The organism is Streptomyces sp. WG5, from assembly GCF_049974565.1.
Classification (GTDB): Bacteria; Actinomycetota; Actinomycetes; order Streptomycetales; family Streptomycetaceae; genus Streptomyces.
In genome coordinates this window covers 190,284-206,111 of record NZ_JBNGGC010000006.1, presented here as the reverse complement: position 1 = coordinate 206,111, position 15,828 = coordinate 190,284, and the positions used below count along the sequence as shown (strand labels likewise).

General features: G+C 73.4%; 7 protein-coding genes. 5 read left to right on the top strand and 2 right to left on the bottom strand.

Going from position 1 to position 15,828, the window contains the following annotated elements:
• Positions 1–25: 25 nt before the first annotated feature.
• A complete protein-coding gene (locus tag ACP4IX_RS08605) occupies positions 26–451 on the top strand; it encodes a hypothetical protein (protein ID WP_426517569.1) in 426 nt (141 codons plus the stop codon).
• Complete coding sequence (locus ACP4IX_RS08600; protein WP_426555151.1) at positions 448–3,237, top strand: tetratricopeptide repeat protein; 2,790 nt, start codon at positions 448–450, stop codon at positions 3,235–3,237. The genes ACP4IX_RS08605 and ACP4IX_RS08600 overlap by 4 nt, the downstream gene beginning before the upstream one ends.
• Before the next feature lie 228 nt (positions 3,238–3,465).
• On the opposite strand, the gene ACP4IX_RS08595 is transcribed toward ACP4IX_RS08600, so the two are convergent.
• Positions 3,466–4,992 (bottom strand): hypothetical protein, encoded by a 1,527-nt coding sequence (locus tag ACP4IX_RS08595; protein WP_426555150.1) that lies wholly within the window; start codon positions 4,990–4,992, stop codon positions 3,466–3,468.
• Positions 4,993–5,134: 142 nt separating this feature from the next.
• On the bottom strand, positions 5,135–5,620 hold the full coding sequence (locus ACP4IX_RS08590) for a hypothetical protein (RefSeq protein ID WP_426517575.1): 486 nt from the start codon (positions 5,618–5,620) through the stop codon (positions 5,135–5,137).
• A gap of 265 nt (positions 5,621–5,885) precedes the next feature.
• On the opposite strand from ACP4IX_RS08590, the gene ACP4IX_RS08585 reads away from it, so the two are divergent.
• The 3 genes from ACP4IX_RS08585 to ACP4IX_RS08575 all read left to right on the top strand — a co-directional run bounded on the left by ACP4IX_RS08585 (position 5,886) and on the right by ACP4IX_RS08575 (position 15,804).
• Positions 5,886–6,431 carry an ATP-binding protein gene (locus ACP4IX_RS08585; RefSeq protein WP_426517577.1) on the top strand — a complete coding sequence of 182 codons (546 nt, stop codon included), beginning with the start codon at positions 5,886–5,888 and terminating at the stop codon, positions 6,429–6,431.
• A gap of 266 nt (positions 6,432–6,697) precedes the next feature.
• Complete coding sequence (locus tag ACP4IX_RS08580; protein WP_426517579.1) at positions 6,698–13,540, top strand: DEAD/DEAH box helicase; 6,843 nt, start codon at positions 6,698–6,700, stop codon at positions 13,538–13,540.
• Entirely contained in the window at positions 13,537–15,804 is a 2,268-nt protein-coding gene (locus tag ACP4IX_RS08575; protein WP_426555149.1) for a UvrD-helicase domain-containing protein, read from the top strand. The genes ACP4IX_RS08580 and ACP4IX_RS08575 overlap by 4 nt, the downstream gene beginning before the upstream one ends.
• The last annotated feature ends 24 nt before the right edge of the window (positions 15,805–15,828 follow it).

The window sequence follows — 15,828 nt, the reverse complement described above, 5'->3', positions numbered from 1 at the left end:
ATGCTCAGGGGGAAAGGGTGCGGGGATGCTGACCGAGTCGCTCATAGCGCTGGCCGCTGCCGGAGGGACCGCCGTCGTACAGGCCGCCGGGACGGAGGCGTGGGAGGGTGTCCGGGGCGGCGTGGTCCGGATGTTCCGGGGCCGTCCTGACGGTGAGGTCGAGGTGGAGCCCGACCTGGAGCGGACGGCACTGCTCCGCGCGTCGGACGACGCGGAGGGAAGCAGCCGTCAGGCGAGTCTGTGGGAAGCGCGTTTCACCTCCCTGCTCGATGAAGCGGACGACCAGGTACGGCAGCGGGCGGAGGCGGAGCTGAGGCGGCTGGTCTCCTTGGTTCCGGGGGTGGCGGACCGGTATCCGGCGCTGCACGTCCACGGCAACACGTATGACAAGTCCCCCCAGCAGTACGGCAACCACAACCACATGCAGATCCAGTACGGCTCCGACACGTGAAGCGTGACGCCGCGCGTCCGGCAGGGAACACGTACCGCAACAGCCCTCAGCAGATCGGGGACCTGAACGTCCAGGTCAACACCTGGAACCTGCCCCGTGAGGGCGGCATCCAGGTGGTGGGACGGATGCCCGACATCGGCCGGTGGGTCGACCGGAAGGACGAGGTCCGGCAGGTACTGGCCCGGCTGAACCCGCGCCATGGCACCCCGGGCCCGATCGTCGTCCACGGCCCGGCGGGTGTGGGCAAGACCCTCCTGGCCCGGGCGGTGGCGCAGGAGGCGAGACGCGCCGGGCGGCGCTGGTTCAGCGGCGAGCTGTTCGTCGACGTGGACAACCGGCCCGGCGACGCGGGGTCGGCCGGTGACGCGATGGGCCGGGCGCTGCGCATGCTGGCCGTGGCGCTGGACCTGCCCCTGCCCCGGCCGGGGACGCCCGACGAGCAGCGGGAGCTGTTCGGCCGGTACCTGCTCGCCCATGCCGAGGCGCATGGCAAGCCGGTCCTGATCGTCGTGGACGGCGCGACCGCGGCCGAACAGGTCACCCCCTTCGTGCCGCCCGCCGGGACCGGCCGGCTCCTGGTCACCAGCCGCCGGCAGTTGGCGTCGCTGCTGGACGAGCACGCGGCGTTCCACGGGCTCGACCCGCTCGCGCCCTCCGACGCCGTGGCCCTCCTGGACGCCGTCGTCGGGCACGCACTCCGCAGGGACCGGCGGGTCGCCGAGGACCCCGACAGCGCGCGGGCGGTGGCCGAGCTCTGCGACGGCCTGCCGTTCGCCCTCATGCGGGCGGCCCACCAGCTCGTCACCTGGCCGGGCATGTCCGTCCGCAAGCTGCGCGACAGACTCACCGACTCCGCGAGCAGACTCGCCGAACTGGATACCGGGGACCGGAGCGTACGCTCCACGCTCGACGTGTCGTACCAGATGCTCTCGTCCCACGCCCAGGGACTGCTGCCGCTCCTGGCCCTCCACCCCGGGCCCGACATCGGCGTCCACGCCGCCGCCGCCCTCGCGGGGGTCTCACCGCTCGTGGCCGCCAGGCGGCTGAGGGAACTGTACGAGCTGCGCTTCGTCGAACGGAACACCGGCTACGACGGGTACCGCTTCGAGTCCCTGGTACTGCTGTACGCCCGGGAGCGCTGTCAGGAGGTCGCCGGCGAGGAGCGGGAGGCCGCGTTCGTCCGGCTCATGGACCATTACGTGGTGACGGCCGGACATGCCACCGAGTGGCTGCCCGGTGCCGCCCACCGCCTCCGGACCCCGGCCCACGGGAATCCGTGGGAGGAACGGGCGCCGCACTCCGCGGCCCGCGCCCGGACGGGCATGCGCGGCACCGGGTCCGCGGTCGCCTGGCTGGACGCGGAGCGGCCTAACCTGGTGGCCGCGGTGGTCCGCGCCCAGGAGCACCGGCACACTCGGGCACACGCCGTGTCCCTGACCCTCAGCCTGACGCCCTTCTTCGACCTGCGCAAACACTGGGACGACTGGGTGCTCACCCACGAAGCGGCGGCCCGCTCGGCGCGACACCTCGACCTCCGGGAAGAACAGAGCCACCTGCTGCTGGAGACCGGCCGGGCGTACCACCAACAGGGTCTGCTGCACGATGCGTTGGCCCGCTACCGGGCATCGATGGACGTCGGAACCTCATCCAACGGCCACCCGGACGCGGCGCTCCCCCTCATGTACCGGGCGCTGAGCGAGCTCGACGATCCCTCGCCGCCCGGGGACGAGGTCGTCGCCGCCCTGGAGAGCGTGCTCGGGGCGTGCGGGCGGCGCCCCGCCCTGACCGCCCTGGAGTCCGCGGGCGGGATCGCCGCGGTCCTCAATCACCTCGGCGTCATCGAGGCCCGTCGCGGAGACGACCGGCGGGCCCTCGCCCATCACGAGCAGGCCGTCGACCGCAGCAGAGGGAGCGGGGACGGACGCGACGAGGGCCGGTCGCTCCTGCACCTGGGCAACGTTCAACTGCGGACCGGCGATCAGCCGTCCGCCCGGAACTCCTACCAGCGGGCCTTCCACGCCTTTCCGGAGGAGGACCGGTTCGGCCGGGGGCAGGCCGCGTACAACCTGGGCCTCGCCTGGGCGGCGTCGGGTGACGTCCGCGAGACACGTGACTGGCTGGAGACCGCGGCCCGGCACTTCGCCGAGGTCTCCCCGGACGCGACGCGGCACGAGGCGAGGGCACTGGAGCAACGGGCACGCGAGGCACACCGGGGCATCCGTCGTGTCTTCCTCCGCCGCGCCTCCCTGCGGCACGTCCCGGTGAAGCCGCTCAGCCCGCTCGCCGTCCTGCCGCCGGCGGGCGCGCTCGTCCTGGACGACGTCTCCCCGGACGCCCCCTACGGTTCCGGCCCTGATGCCTTCGAAGACCGGTTCCCGGACGGCTACGCGGCCTCACACGGCCTGCGTGAGCCGTCCCTGCCGGACGACACCGCGCTCGCGGACCTCCCTCCGGGCACCGCGACGGACGCGGCAGGGCCCCCCGCCTCTCCCCTCCCCCTCGACGGGGCAGAGGAACGCCCCCTCCCAGATGCACCGCACGGCTATATCATCGGCGGATCACGCGGCCACGGCACGAGCACCGGCGGCCACGGCTCGTCCAGCACCGCCCGTGAGGACAGCTCCTCCTCAAGCGGGTCCAGCGGCTACGACTCCTCGTACGCGTCGTCGTATGCGTCCTCGTCCGACGGGGGGCGCGGCTCCTCGGACAGTGCCGGCTCGGATTCCGGCAGCGGAGGGAGCGGCGAGTCCGACTACGGTGACGACGACCTCGACGAGGACCTGTGACTCCGAATCCCGGCCCGCGCCGGCATGGCCCTCGCCCACCCGACAGCGGCGCGACAGGAACTCGAACGCCTCAAGGCACTCGCGCGACGCTGTGGCGTGGAGAGCCCTGAGAAGCGAGCGGCGACGGCCGTGCGCTTCCCCGGGCGCCGCGCGTGGCAGCGGGCGAGGAGACCGACTGCTTCGGCAGCCCCTGCTTCCTGGTGGGCCGGCCGCCCGCCGTGCCCGTCCTCAGTCGGCCTCCCGCACGCGTGCGGCGGTCCGCTCGGCGAGCTCGCGGACGCCCTTGGCGGCGTTGCCCGAGAGTTCGCCGAGTACGGCGTCGGCGGCGGTGAGGAGGGCACGGGCCTCCTCGGGTCGGCCCGCGTCGGCCAGGGTGAGGGTGAGCCGGTAGTGCTCCTCGGCGATGTAGCGGCCGAGGTTGACCCGCTGCCAGTGGCGCAGTGAGTCGTCGCCCGGGGTGGCCAGGGCGTCGCGCACGGCGGCCAGGCTGTCAGCCGCCTGCGGCAGCCGGCCCGCCTCCCGCTCCAGGCGGGCGAGGGTGTGCCGGGCCGAGGCCCGGTCCCATGCCGTCTCCTGAAGGGCGGCGTACAGGCGTTGGGCGCGCAGCGCCTGGGGAAGGTCGCCGAGTTCCTCGAAGTCCCGGGCGAGCCCGCTCAGCGGAGCCGTGGCCAGGGCGCGGGGCGCCTCGGGGCGGCGGAGTCTGCTCTGGTCCATGAAGATGCTGTCGAGTTCGCGGATCAGCGTCACCCGCGCGAGGTCCGTCATCCCCTGGTCCCGCGCCAGGTCGGTCCAGGTGGAGACCGGCTCGTCCGACGGGTCGGTTCCGAACATCGACTCGTCGAGTTCCCGCGCCCACTGGCGCAACTCGTCCGCGCTCGCCCCCGGTTCCGGCATGCCGCCCAGGCCGCACGCCGTGTCGAAGTCCGTCTCCCGTACGTCGAGCAGCAGCGGCAGATCCCCGGTGTCTCCGTGGAGCCCGACCAGCACGGCCGCGAGCCGCAGTTCATCCGTCATCGAGGACCGTGTCTCGTGCCGCAGCAGGTGCCGCAGCAGCTCCAGATCGCCCTGGGCGCGGTCGAACTGCGCGGCCCGCAGGGTGATCCGGCGCCGGACCGGGTCCTCGGCGACTGCACGCCATGCCGTGGGGTCGCCCTCCCGCAGGCGGGCGAGATCGGCGCGGCCCGCCGCGAGCACTGTCTCCCACAGCGGGGGACCGTCCGGGCCCAACCGGTCGTAGGCGCACCCCTCATCCGCGTTGAGCAGGACGAAGTCGGGCTCGGTGCGCAGCAGGGCGGCACGCAGTCTGCCCACCAGTTCGACCGGTGAGCGTTCGGGGAAGCCCAGTGCCGCACGGAGTTCGGACCGCTCCTCGTCGATTCCGTAGTTCTCACGGATCTCGTCCTCGGTCTCCGCGACGCACGCCAGGATCTTCTCCTCGCCGTCGTCCGGCGACAGACGCGTGTAGCCGCGCCAGCCGGGCAGGCCGATCACGAGCTCCAGGGCCTCGTCGACACTGGAGCCGATGATCCCCGCGGCGCCCTCCGAGTCGGCGTAGAGCACCGAGCCGTCCGCGCACACGAAGTACGTGCCGCCGGTGTCGTCCCCGGCCACCGTCTCCAGCGGCCCGCCCGAGGCGAGGCGGACCTCCTCGACGTGGCCGTGGGCGGCGCGGTCGAGGTCGAAGTCGAAGGGGACAGCGGCCAGTTCGGCCAGGCGGCGGTCCTGCCGCAGCAGCCGTAGCGCGTGATCGGTCATGTCACGGAAAGTAACACCATCCACTGTCCGCGGACTCGCGGCCTCTGCGGGAGGCCACGCGTACAGGAGGTATCGAAGACGTCAGCGCGTCGGTGACCGTACTGCGGATCCGCGTGGACAAGGACGTTGAGTTCGTCTTCGGCTACCCCCTGTCTCCTTGACCCTCTACAGGCTGGGGCGTTCGCGGGTGGTCCGTGGTGGTGCCGTCAGGATTCCGCCCGAACGCGGCCTCCAGAACGACGGGGAGGTCTTCCTCGGGGACCGTGGTGCGCACGTCCGCCAGCACCTGGGGAAAGTCCTCATCGCGGAGGACGCCCATGTGCTCCTGACGGAGTTGGTGGATGACCTCGACGAGCTCCGGTCTCAGCCGCATCCAGGCACGGGAGACGCGGATCTCCTCCTCGACCTGGTGCATGAACCAGCGCATGGCCTCGTACGGGACGTCCTCGTGCCCTGCGTGCGGGTGGAAGCACACCGTCGGCTCCCGTGCCGGATCCTCGTCGGGGACGATCGCGGTCACGAGATTCCGTTGCCCGGCCACGCGATCCAGTTCCAGGTACCAGGCGTCATCGGGCACGGAGTACATCGCGGTGATCGCGTAGTCGCCGTCAGGGTGTCGGAAGGCCATTGCCGCATGCTGCCACGCTGGATCGGTGAGGTGCCTCCGCAAAAGGCGCCCCGGTGCGGCCACGCGAGCAGGGCCGGGCCCCGGACGCCGGCCCATGGGCCGCCCTGCGCCGCCTGGCCCCCACCTCATGTACAGCGCACCCCCGTACCGGCGTCGCCCCTGGTGACACACTCCGCACAGCCACCACGCTGACGGCATGCACAGTCCCTCGCCCCAGCGGCACCGACTACCCTCGCCCACGTCCACTCCCCCCACCGCGTTCGCCATGGCCTTCACCTCCACCCCCCGAGGAGCCCGCCTGGCCCGGCTCTTCGTCGCCCACTGCCTGGACTCCTGGGGCCACCCCTACACCAGCGATGTCAACGAGACGCTGACCCTGATCACGGCCGAGCTGTGCGCCAACGCCGTCCAGCACGGACGCGTCCCCGGCCGGGACTTCCACGTACGGCTGGCCGCCGAGGCGGACGGCGGGCGGCTGCGCGTGGAGGTCTCCGACACCCGCGCGGAACGCCGGCCCGCCGCCACCGTGCCCCCGCACCCCGACGCCGAGGCCGAGTCCGGCCGCGGTCTCCTCCTCGTCGCCGCCCTCGCCGACGCCTGGGGCGTCACCGACCGCCACGACGGCCCCGGCAAGACCGTGTGGGCGGTGGTGGGCACCGCCTCGAAGAGCCGCTCCGGCGTCCTTCGGCAGGCACCGGCCAAAACGCCCCACCGACCTGCCGCCGAGCCCGCGACAACCGGTCCCGTGCCGACGGGAACAGCCACCGGACCGACGCCGAACCATGGACGCGCCGTCAGTGACCCGGCCTGAGCGGAATCGGTCGGAGCGCCCGCAGGACGGTGAGGACGGTGGAGGGCGGATCAAGGCCAGGATCGTACGTCAGGCGTGTGCCGACGCCCTTCACCCCGATGATCCGGCGTCCGCCGTGCGATCGGGCCGGTCCGGGATGCGACCAGGTGGGTGTCGTTGTCCGGGGTGGCCGATATGTTGGGGGCTGATCGACACGGTGCCGACGCCCGGCTGTCGCGGTGGTGCGCACCGGCGGTCACGGTAACCGTCCTGCCCGAAAGGTCCTCGTGAAGCCCACCCTGGCCGCCGCGCAGCTCCGCGGCAGTCTGACGCAGTACCTCACGACGACGTACGCGCTGGCCGACGAGGACACGCGGCGCGCGCTGGAGCGGTTCCTGGGGGATCCGGAGACGGGGATCTTCCGGGGGCCGTACCTGCGGATCAGGACGCCGTTCCACCCGGCCGGGGAGGGGTGGCAGGACGCGCTGGAGTGGCGGCCGTCGTTCACGCCGTGGCGGCACCAGGCGAAGGCCTGGGAGCGGCTGAGCACGTACCGGGGGGCGGCCGAGCCGACGCTCGTGACGACCGGTACCGGGTCGGGCAAGACGGAGTCGTTCCTGATCCCCGTACTCGACCACTGCCGGCGGCAGAAGGCGCTGGGGCGGCGCGGGGTGAAGGCCGTGCTGCTGTATCCGATGAACGCGCTCGCCACCGACCAGGCCGGCCGTATCGGCGAGTACCTGGCGCAGCCGGAGCTGGCGCAGGTGACGGCCGGTCTCTACATCGGCGACAAGCCGGACACGGACTTCCGGCGGGTGATGACGCGGCGCGAGGAGATGCGCCAGGCGCCGCCGGACGTGCTGATCACCAATTACAAGATGCTGGACCTGCTGCTGCAGCGGGCCGAGGACCGGCCGCTGTGGGAGGGCGCGGACCCGGCGTACGTCGTGCTGGACGAGTTCCACACCTACGACGGCGCGCAGGGCACGGACGTGGCGATGCTGCTGCGGCGGCTGGCGTCGGCCGTGGGCGTCTCGAAGCCGGAGCGGCCGCTCGGGTCGGTCTGCCCGGTGGCGACCTCGGCGACCCTCGGCGAGGGCGGGGGCGACGGCAGTGGCATCCTCGCCGTCGCCGAGCAGGTGTTCGGTGTGCCGTTCGGTCCGGATGCCGTGATCGGTGAGGAGCGGCTGAGCGCCGACGACTTCACCGGCGACATCGACTACGAGCTGCCCGAGCCTCCCGACCCCAAGGAGGTCATCGAGGTCTCCGGCGGGCCGGGCGTGCAGTCCGACCCGGACCGGCTCGACCTGGACGGGCTCGCCGAGCGGCTGCTGGGGCGGCGCGGCCTGGACGCGTTCCGGCTCGGGCGGCTGCTGAAGAAGCACGACTTCACCCACGGGGTGCTCGCGCTGCTGAACGGCGATCCGCTCGACGAGTGGGGGCTGCGGGACCGCATGGCCCGCTTCGGGTACGCGTGGGCGCGCACCGCGCGGGAGAACCCCCGCCTCGCGCTGGAGGCGCTGTCGCGGTTCGTGGCGCTGCTGTCGTCCGCGCGGGACCCGGAGTCCGACGAACGCCGGCCGCGTCCGCTGCTGCACATCGAGGCGCATCTGTGGGTGCGACCGGTGGGGCGGGTACTGAGCGGGGTGGGTGCCCGGCCGGAGTTCCGCTGGTACGAGGACGAGCGGACGCTCGCCCGGCGCTCCGCGCTGACCGCGGCGTCCGCGTCCGAGGAGTCGTCCGACGGCGACGAGTGGCCTACGGCGGACTCCCGGCGGCCCGAGGCACTGCCCGGTTCGGACACCGTGCGGCGGCCCGCCCAGGCCCACCTGCCCGCGGTCTACTGCCGCGTGTGCGGCCGTTCGGGGTGGGCGGCGCTGTCCCCGGAGGCCGATCCGCAGAAGCTGGAGAGCAGCCCGCCGAAGATCTGGCAGGCCGCCGTCGGGCGGGACAAGCGGCGGCTGCGGTACTTCGTCTCGGCGACGCCGGCCGAGGCGCGGGACGCCCTCGCGGCGCTCACCGGCAGCGCGCCGAAGGCGGCGGGCGACGTGGACCCGCAGTCGGTGGTGGTGCTGGACGGGGCGCAGGGCACCTACCGGATGCCCGTCGCCGAGGACGCGGAAGGGCTGCAGGACGCCTGGTTCGCGCGGGCCGTCCTGGACAAGAAGACCGCCGACCGGGCCGCCAAGGACGACACCTGCCCGGCCTGCAACACCGAGAACGGCATCCGGTTCCTCGGCACCGCGCTCGCCGCGCTGGCCTCCGCGACGGTCACCCAGCTGTTCACCGGCGGCCACGAGATCGCGCTGGCGCCGGAGGAACGCAAGACGCTGCTGTTCAACGACTCCACGCAGGACGCGGCGCACCGCGCCGGATACGTCGCCAACGCCTCGTACAAGTTCTCGCTGCGCTCGCTGCTGGCGCACCGGCTGGACGACTCCGGTACGCCGCTGCCGCTGAACGACCTGATAGGCGACGTGCTGGACTCCGTGGACGACCCGCAGACGCTGGCCGCGGTCGTCCCGCCGGACCTGCACGACGAACCGGGCGTGGACCGGCTGCTGTCGGGACGCGGCACCGGGGACGCGCGGACCTGGAAGCTCATCGGGGAGCGGCTCGCGTTCGCGACCGTCATGGAGTTCGGGCTGCGCTCCCGCCTCGGGCGCACCCTGGAGCTGACCCGGACCACGGCCGCGGAAGTCGTGATCGCCGAGCCGGACCGTGTCGTCGCGCTCGCCCGCGACCTGCACCTCACCCTGCCGGGCCAACTGGGCCTGGACGGCGGCCTGCCCACACCCGACCGGTACCTGGCGTACGTGCGGGGGCTGTTGGAGCGGATGCGGCTGCGCGGCGGCGTCCGGCACCGGTGGCTGGACACCTGGATCAGGGAAGCCGGCGTCAACCAGTACCTGATCTCCGGGCAGCGGCCGGAGGGGATGCCGGCCTTCCCCGAGGGGTACGTGGCACCGCCGAGGTTCCTGCTCGCCGGGCCCAAGGAGAAGACGAAGTTCGACACGATCACCGGGCGGGGCAACTGGTACCAGGACTGGACGCGGCGCTGCCTCGGCCTGGACGCGGCGCAGGCGACCGAGTACCTGCGCCGGCTGCTGCCCGTCCTCGCGGACGAGGGCGTGGTGTCGGCGCGCACCGCCAAGGACCGCACCACCCGCGTGTACGGGCTCCAGCCGGGCCACATCCAGGTGCGGTTGCTGGCGGACGACCTGGTCAACAAGGCGTTCGTGGCCTGTGAGGAGTGCGGCTGGCAGCAGGTGGTGCCGCCCGAGCGGCGCACCCGCTGGTACGGGCACCCCTGCCCGCGCTGGCGCTGCACCGGCGTCCTCACCCCTCCCCAGAACGGCATGTCGTCGACGGGGGCGGGCAGCGGCGGCTTCGGCGGGAAACTGGAGCGTGACTACCGGGAGGACTACTACCGGCGCCTGTACCTGACCGGCGGCACCTACCGGGTCGTCACGGCCGAGCACACCGGCATGCTGACCCGGCCCGAACGGGAGGGTGTGGAGCGGACGTTCCGGCAGGGCACCCACTACACCGACCCCAACGTGCTGTCCTGCACGCCCACCCTGGAACTGGGCATCGACATCGGCGACCTGTCGGCCGTGCTGCTCGGCTCGCTGCCGGGCGGCCCCGCCAACTACGTGCAGCGGGCCGGGCGCGCCGGGCGCCGGACCGGCAACGCCCTGGTGGTCGCCTTCGGCGGGCGGCGGGCCCGCGACCGGTACTACCTGGACGACCCGACCGAGATGATCGCCGGTGACATCGTGCCGCCGGGCTGCTACCTGTCGGCCGTGGAGATCCTGCGCCGCCAGTACACGGCGCACCTGCTGGACCGGGCGGCGCGCGGCGAACTCACCACGGCGGACGGCGAGCCGCTGATGCCGGTGCCGCGCCTGTCGTCGGCGCTGTTCGGCACGTCCGGCTGGTGCCAGGACCTGTCGGACGCGGCGCTCACCCACGGGGCACGGCTGGTGGAGGAGTTCCTGGCGCTGTTCCCGCAGGCGCCGGACGGTGGCCCGGACGACGACCGGGGGGTGTCCGCGCACGCCGCGGACGAGCTGCGCGCGTACGCCACCGGCGGCATCGCGCGCACGCTGGCCGAGGCCGAGGAGGAGTGGACGGCGCGCCGCGAGGAACTGCGCCGCCGCATCGCCGCCATCGACACCGCGGTGGACGGGCTGCTCGCCGAGGACCGCGAACAGGGCGCCGAGCGGCGCGAGTTGCTCGCGGAACGGCGTGCCACCGGCGAACTGCTGCGCCAGCTGAGCCAGACCGGTGCCCACGGCTCCCTCGTCGAGCTCGGCCTGCTGCCCAACTACAGCCTCACCGACACCACGACGTCCCTGGAGGCCACGCTCTACTGGAAGGAGGGCGCGGGGAGCGACGAGGGCGCTCAGGCGCCGGAGGGCGACGACGAGCGCCGGGAATGGGTGTACCGCAGCGAGACGCGCGACTACGAGCGGTCCCGCAAACTCGCCCTGACCGAACTCGCGCCCGGCAACAGCTTCTACGTCAACGGCTACCGGCACGTCGTGCGCGCCCTCGACATCGGCAGCCCGGAGCGGCGCGCCTGGGCGGTGTGGCGGCTGTGCCCGGCGTGCGGGTACGCGCGTACGCACGGCGACCCGAAGAACGACACCTCGCCGTGCCCGCGGTGCGGCTCCCGGGAGATCGCCGACGCGGGGTGCGTGCACCACGTGCTGGAGCCCCGGCGCGTGACGTCCCGGGACAAGCGGGACGACGCCCGGGTGCGGGACGACCGCGACGAGCGGGACCGCAGGCGGTACGCGGTGCTCACCACCGTCGACGTCGACCCGGCGCACCTGGCGGCCGGATCGTGGCGGCACGACAGCGCGGTCTTCGGCGCCGACTTCACCCGCAGGGCCGTCGTGCGCACCCTGAACCTGGGCATCGACCGGCAGGACGGCAGCAGCACGGTTCCGCTGGCCGGGGACGACGTACGCCTCAACCCGTTCTACGTGTGCACGAGTTGCGGCGGCGCCACGGCCGACGGGCGGCCGGTCGTCGATCAGTCCCAGCACGCGCTCACCGCCTCCCTCGCCCACTCCACCCGGGCCAGCGCCCACCACCAGCTGTGGTGCCCGCGCCGGCGGGTGCGTGGCAGCGGGGAGGCGCAGGGCGCCGGAGAGGACGTACCGCTGCTGCTGGCGCACGAGCTGACCACGGAGGCCGTGCGCATCCTGCTGCCGGCGTCCGTGGCGCGGGCCAAGGAGCGGCTCGCCTCGTTCACCGCCGCGTTGTTCGCGGGCATAGCGGCCCGCTACGGCGGCGACCCCGACCACATCGACATCACCGCCGCGTCCATGCCGGACGGCGAGGACCGCGACTGGCCGCGCCGGTTCCTCGTGGTGTACGACCGGCTGCCCGGCGGCACCGGCTACCTGCACCGCCTGGCGACCTCCGACGGCTTCCGCGAGGTCCTGCTGAAGGCCCGCGAGGTGATCGAGAACTGCGGCTGCCTGGAGAAGGGCCTCGACGGCTGCCACCGCTGCCTGCTGCGCCGCGTCCCGCCCGCCGACTACGACAGGGTCAGCCGCAACGAGGTCCGGCAGATGCTGGACGAACTGCTCGGCGCGGACGGCGAGCGCTGGTCCACCTCCCCCGTCGCCACCACCCAGCACATCCCGATGCACCAGCAGGCCGAGAGCGACCTCGAGGTGCTGTTCATCGACACGCTGCGGGAGTGGGCCGCACTGCCCGAGAGCCGCGCCAGCGGCGACGCCTACATCACCCCGGCCGGCACCCACGCCCTGGACCTGCGGCTGACCGCCGCCGACGGCACCACGCTGAGCTGGCGGGTGTCGCAGCAACGGGTCCTCGACGGCACCCGCCCCGACGTCCTCTTCGAACGGGTCGACGCGCCCGGCCCGCGCGTGGCGCTCTACCTGGACGGCTACGAGTTCCACGCCGGCCGGGAGCACAACCGGGTGGGCGACGACGCCGACAAGCGCACCCGGCTGCGCGCGGAAGGCCTCAGGGTCTTCCAGCTCACCTACGGCGACGTGAGCGACTGGCGGCGCCGCGTCCGGGACACCGGCTCCTCGGGCGCGGGACCGGCCGACCCGGTGTGGGAGCCGTACGGCGACGCGGCCCGCGACAAGGCACGCGGCTACTACTCCACCGTGCGGGGCGGGCTGCCCGGGGAACTCGCGGAGACGGTGTGGGTCAACCCGGCCGTGCAGCTCGTCGAGTACCTGCGCAGGCCGGACGCGCAGCGCTGGCAGTGGCGGGCGGAGGCCGCCCTGGCGGGCTTCATGGGCACCCGGACCCGCCCGGTCGCCCTCACCCCCGAGGTGCTGGGCGGACAGCTCACGGCGGCGCTCCGCGGCGGGACACCGGCGGGCCCGCGTGGCCCGGTGCAGCTCTTCACGGTGACCGACCGCTCGGAGCTGCCACTGGTCTTCGCCGCCGACGGCCGGGCCAAGCCCCCCGCGTGGACGGGCATCGTCCTCCTCGACGACGCGCCCGGCGTCCACGCCCGGGAGGAAGCGCACAAGCGGCGCTGGCGGGCCTGGCTGTACTGGTCCAACCTGCTGCAGTTCCTGGACACCGGGGGCGGCGACGCCGTCCAGCTGACGACCGGCCGTCTCGACGGGTTCCCGGTGGAGACGCTGGCGGTCACGGGCGGCAGCGGCGTCCTGGAGAGCGTCCGCCTCATGCTCGCGCCGGCCGAGACCACGCCGCAGGCTCCCCCGGCTGTGGCCGAGGTGTCCGCCCCTCCCGTCCGGGACACGGCCTGGGACAAGGTCATCGAATACCTCGACCCGGACGAGCCCGGCCTGCTCGCGCTCGCCGAGACCCTCGCCGCGCGGGGCGTTCCGGTGCCCCGGGACGGCTACGAACTCGACGCGCACACCGGCTGGCAGGCCGAACTGGCCTGGCCGGACGCACGCGTCGGAGTCGTCCGAGCCCCGAACCCACCGGAGGGCGAGGACTTCGACGCGGAGGCCGCCGACCGGGACCGCGACTTCGCCGCGGCCGGCTGGGAGGTGCGGACCGCCGCCGACTGGACGGCCGACGCCCTCGCGGGCCGCCTCGGCCACCACCCGTCAGACGACACCACCACGGACAACGGGGGGAACGACAAGCCGTGACCGGCAAGAACGTCACACTGCGCCTGCTCGACAAGGCGGACCGGGAGATCCTCAAGCTCCCCCGCCCGGTCAAGGGCGCGATCTACGACTTCCAGCACAAGTTCAAGACCAACCCCGACTCCGCGGGCCTGCGGCTCAAGCAGTTGCAGGGGCACGACAAGCTGCACTCGGCGCGCGTCAACGACGAGTACCGCGCGCTGCTGCTGCGGCTGGCCGACGACGACTGGCTGATCGTCTCGGTCAAGCACCGCAAGGACGTGTACGCGCACCTGGACCGGCTCACCTACTCGGTCAACCGCGTCACCGGCGGCATCGAGTACGTGGACCTGCAGGTCGTGCAGGAGGAGGTGCTCAGCCCCGCGGCCCCCCAGGCCGCCCCGCCCGCCGAGCCCGCCGAGCCCGCCCGTCCCGCCGAACCGGCCGCTCCGGAGCCGCTGTTCACCAAGTGGTCGGAGCAGCAGCTCACCGACCTGGGCGTGGCCCCGTCCCTGGTGCCGGTCGCCGCCGCGCTGACCACCGAGGACCAGCTCCTCGGCCTCGTCGAGTACGCGCCGCAGCTCACCGGCGAGGTGCTGCTGGCGCTGTACGACGGCAAGGCGTACGACGACGTCCTGGAGCAGGTCACCGCGCCCGTCGCGGCGCCCGACCCCGTCGACCCCGAGGACTTCCGGGCCGCCGTCGAACGTCCCGCCACCATCGTCACGACGACCGACGACGCGCTGCGCGAGGCGCTGGAGGGCGAGGACTTCGGGCGCTGGAAGGTGTTCCTGCACCCCACCCAGGCCAAGCTGGTCACGCGGGACTACAGCGGTCCGGCGCGGGTGGGCGGCGGGCCCGGCACCGGCAAGACGATCGTGGCGCTGCACCGGGTCAAGCACCTGGTGGAGCGGCTCCCGGCCGGCCGGACCAAGCCGGTCCTGCTGACCACGTACAACAAGAACCTCGCGGCGGACCTGCGGTCGCGGCTGCTCGCCCTGGGCGGCGAGACGCTGCTGTCGCGCGTGGAGATCAGCCATGTCGACCAGCTGGCGCTGCGCACCGTCCGGGAGGCGGAGCCGGGCAACCGCAAGCGGATCGTCGACGAGGCGCAGGCGGTCCGCGAATGGCGCTCGCTCCTCGACGAACTCGGTGAGGACGGCTGGGACGCGGAGTTCCTGCACGACGAGTGGACCCAGGTGATCCTCGGTCAGGCGGTCACCTCCCGCACGGACTACTTCCGTGCCCGCCGCGCCGGACGCGGACGCACGGTCAGCCGTGCCGACCGCGCCGAGATCTGGCAGCTCGCCGAGCGGTTCGCCCAGCGCCTGGACCGGCTCGGCGTCCAGACGTGGGACCAGATCGCGGAGCGGGCGGCGCAGCTGGAGGCGGGACGCGCCCGGCGCATCCAGGACATCGAACGCCGGCGGGAGGAGGCGGGTGGCCTCGACAACGTCCACGTGGCCGACGGTTCGGGGGGCTGGCTGCGCTACCGGTACCGGCACATCGTGGTCGACGAGGCCCAGGACCTGCGGCCCGCGCACTGGAAGATGCTGCGCGCGATGACCGCCCCGGACCGCAACGACCTCTTCCTGGTCGGCGACACCCACCAGCGCATCTACAAGAACCAGGTGACCCTCGGCAGCCTCGGCGTCAACATCCGCGGCCGGTCGTCGAAGCTGTCGCTGAGCTACCGCACCACCCGGCAGATCCTGCGCTCGGCGCTGAACGTGCTCGGCGAGGAGAAGTACGACGACCTCGACGGCAGCGCCGAGACGCTGGCCGGGTACCGGTCCGTGCTCAGCGGCGCCGTCCCGGACCTGCACCGGCTGGCCGACTGGGCGGAGGAGCGTGAGGCGATCGCCGCGCTGATCGAGTCCTGGGGGGAGGTGCCGTACGAGCAGATCGGCATCGCCGTGCCGACCAACGACATGGCGCGCGAGGTCGCGTACACGCTGCGGGAGCACGGCGTCATGGCGCTGGAGATCGGCCCGGACGGGCCCCTCGGCGACAGCGGCGTCCACATCGGCACGATGTTCCGGTTCAAGGGGCTGGAGTACCAGCGCATGATCATCGCCGGGGTGACCGACGGGCTCGTGCCGCGCGCGGACGTCCAGCGGCGGCGCGCCACGGACCCGGCGCGCCACCGGACGGAGATGCTGCGGGCCCGGTCCCTGCTCTTCGTGGCGGCCACGCGCGCCCGGGACAGCCTGGACGTCTTCTGGCACGGGGAACCGAGCCCGTTCCTCCAGGAACTGATGGAGGTCCGGCCGCCGGTCGCGGCGTGACCCGCTCCGGGATCGTGCCGCGGC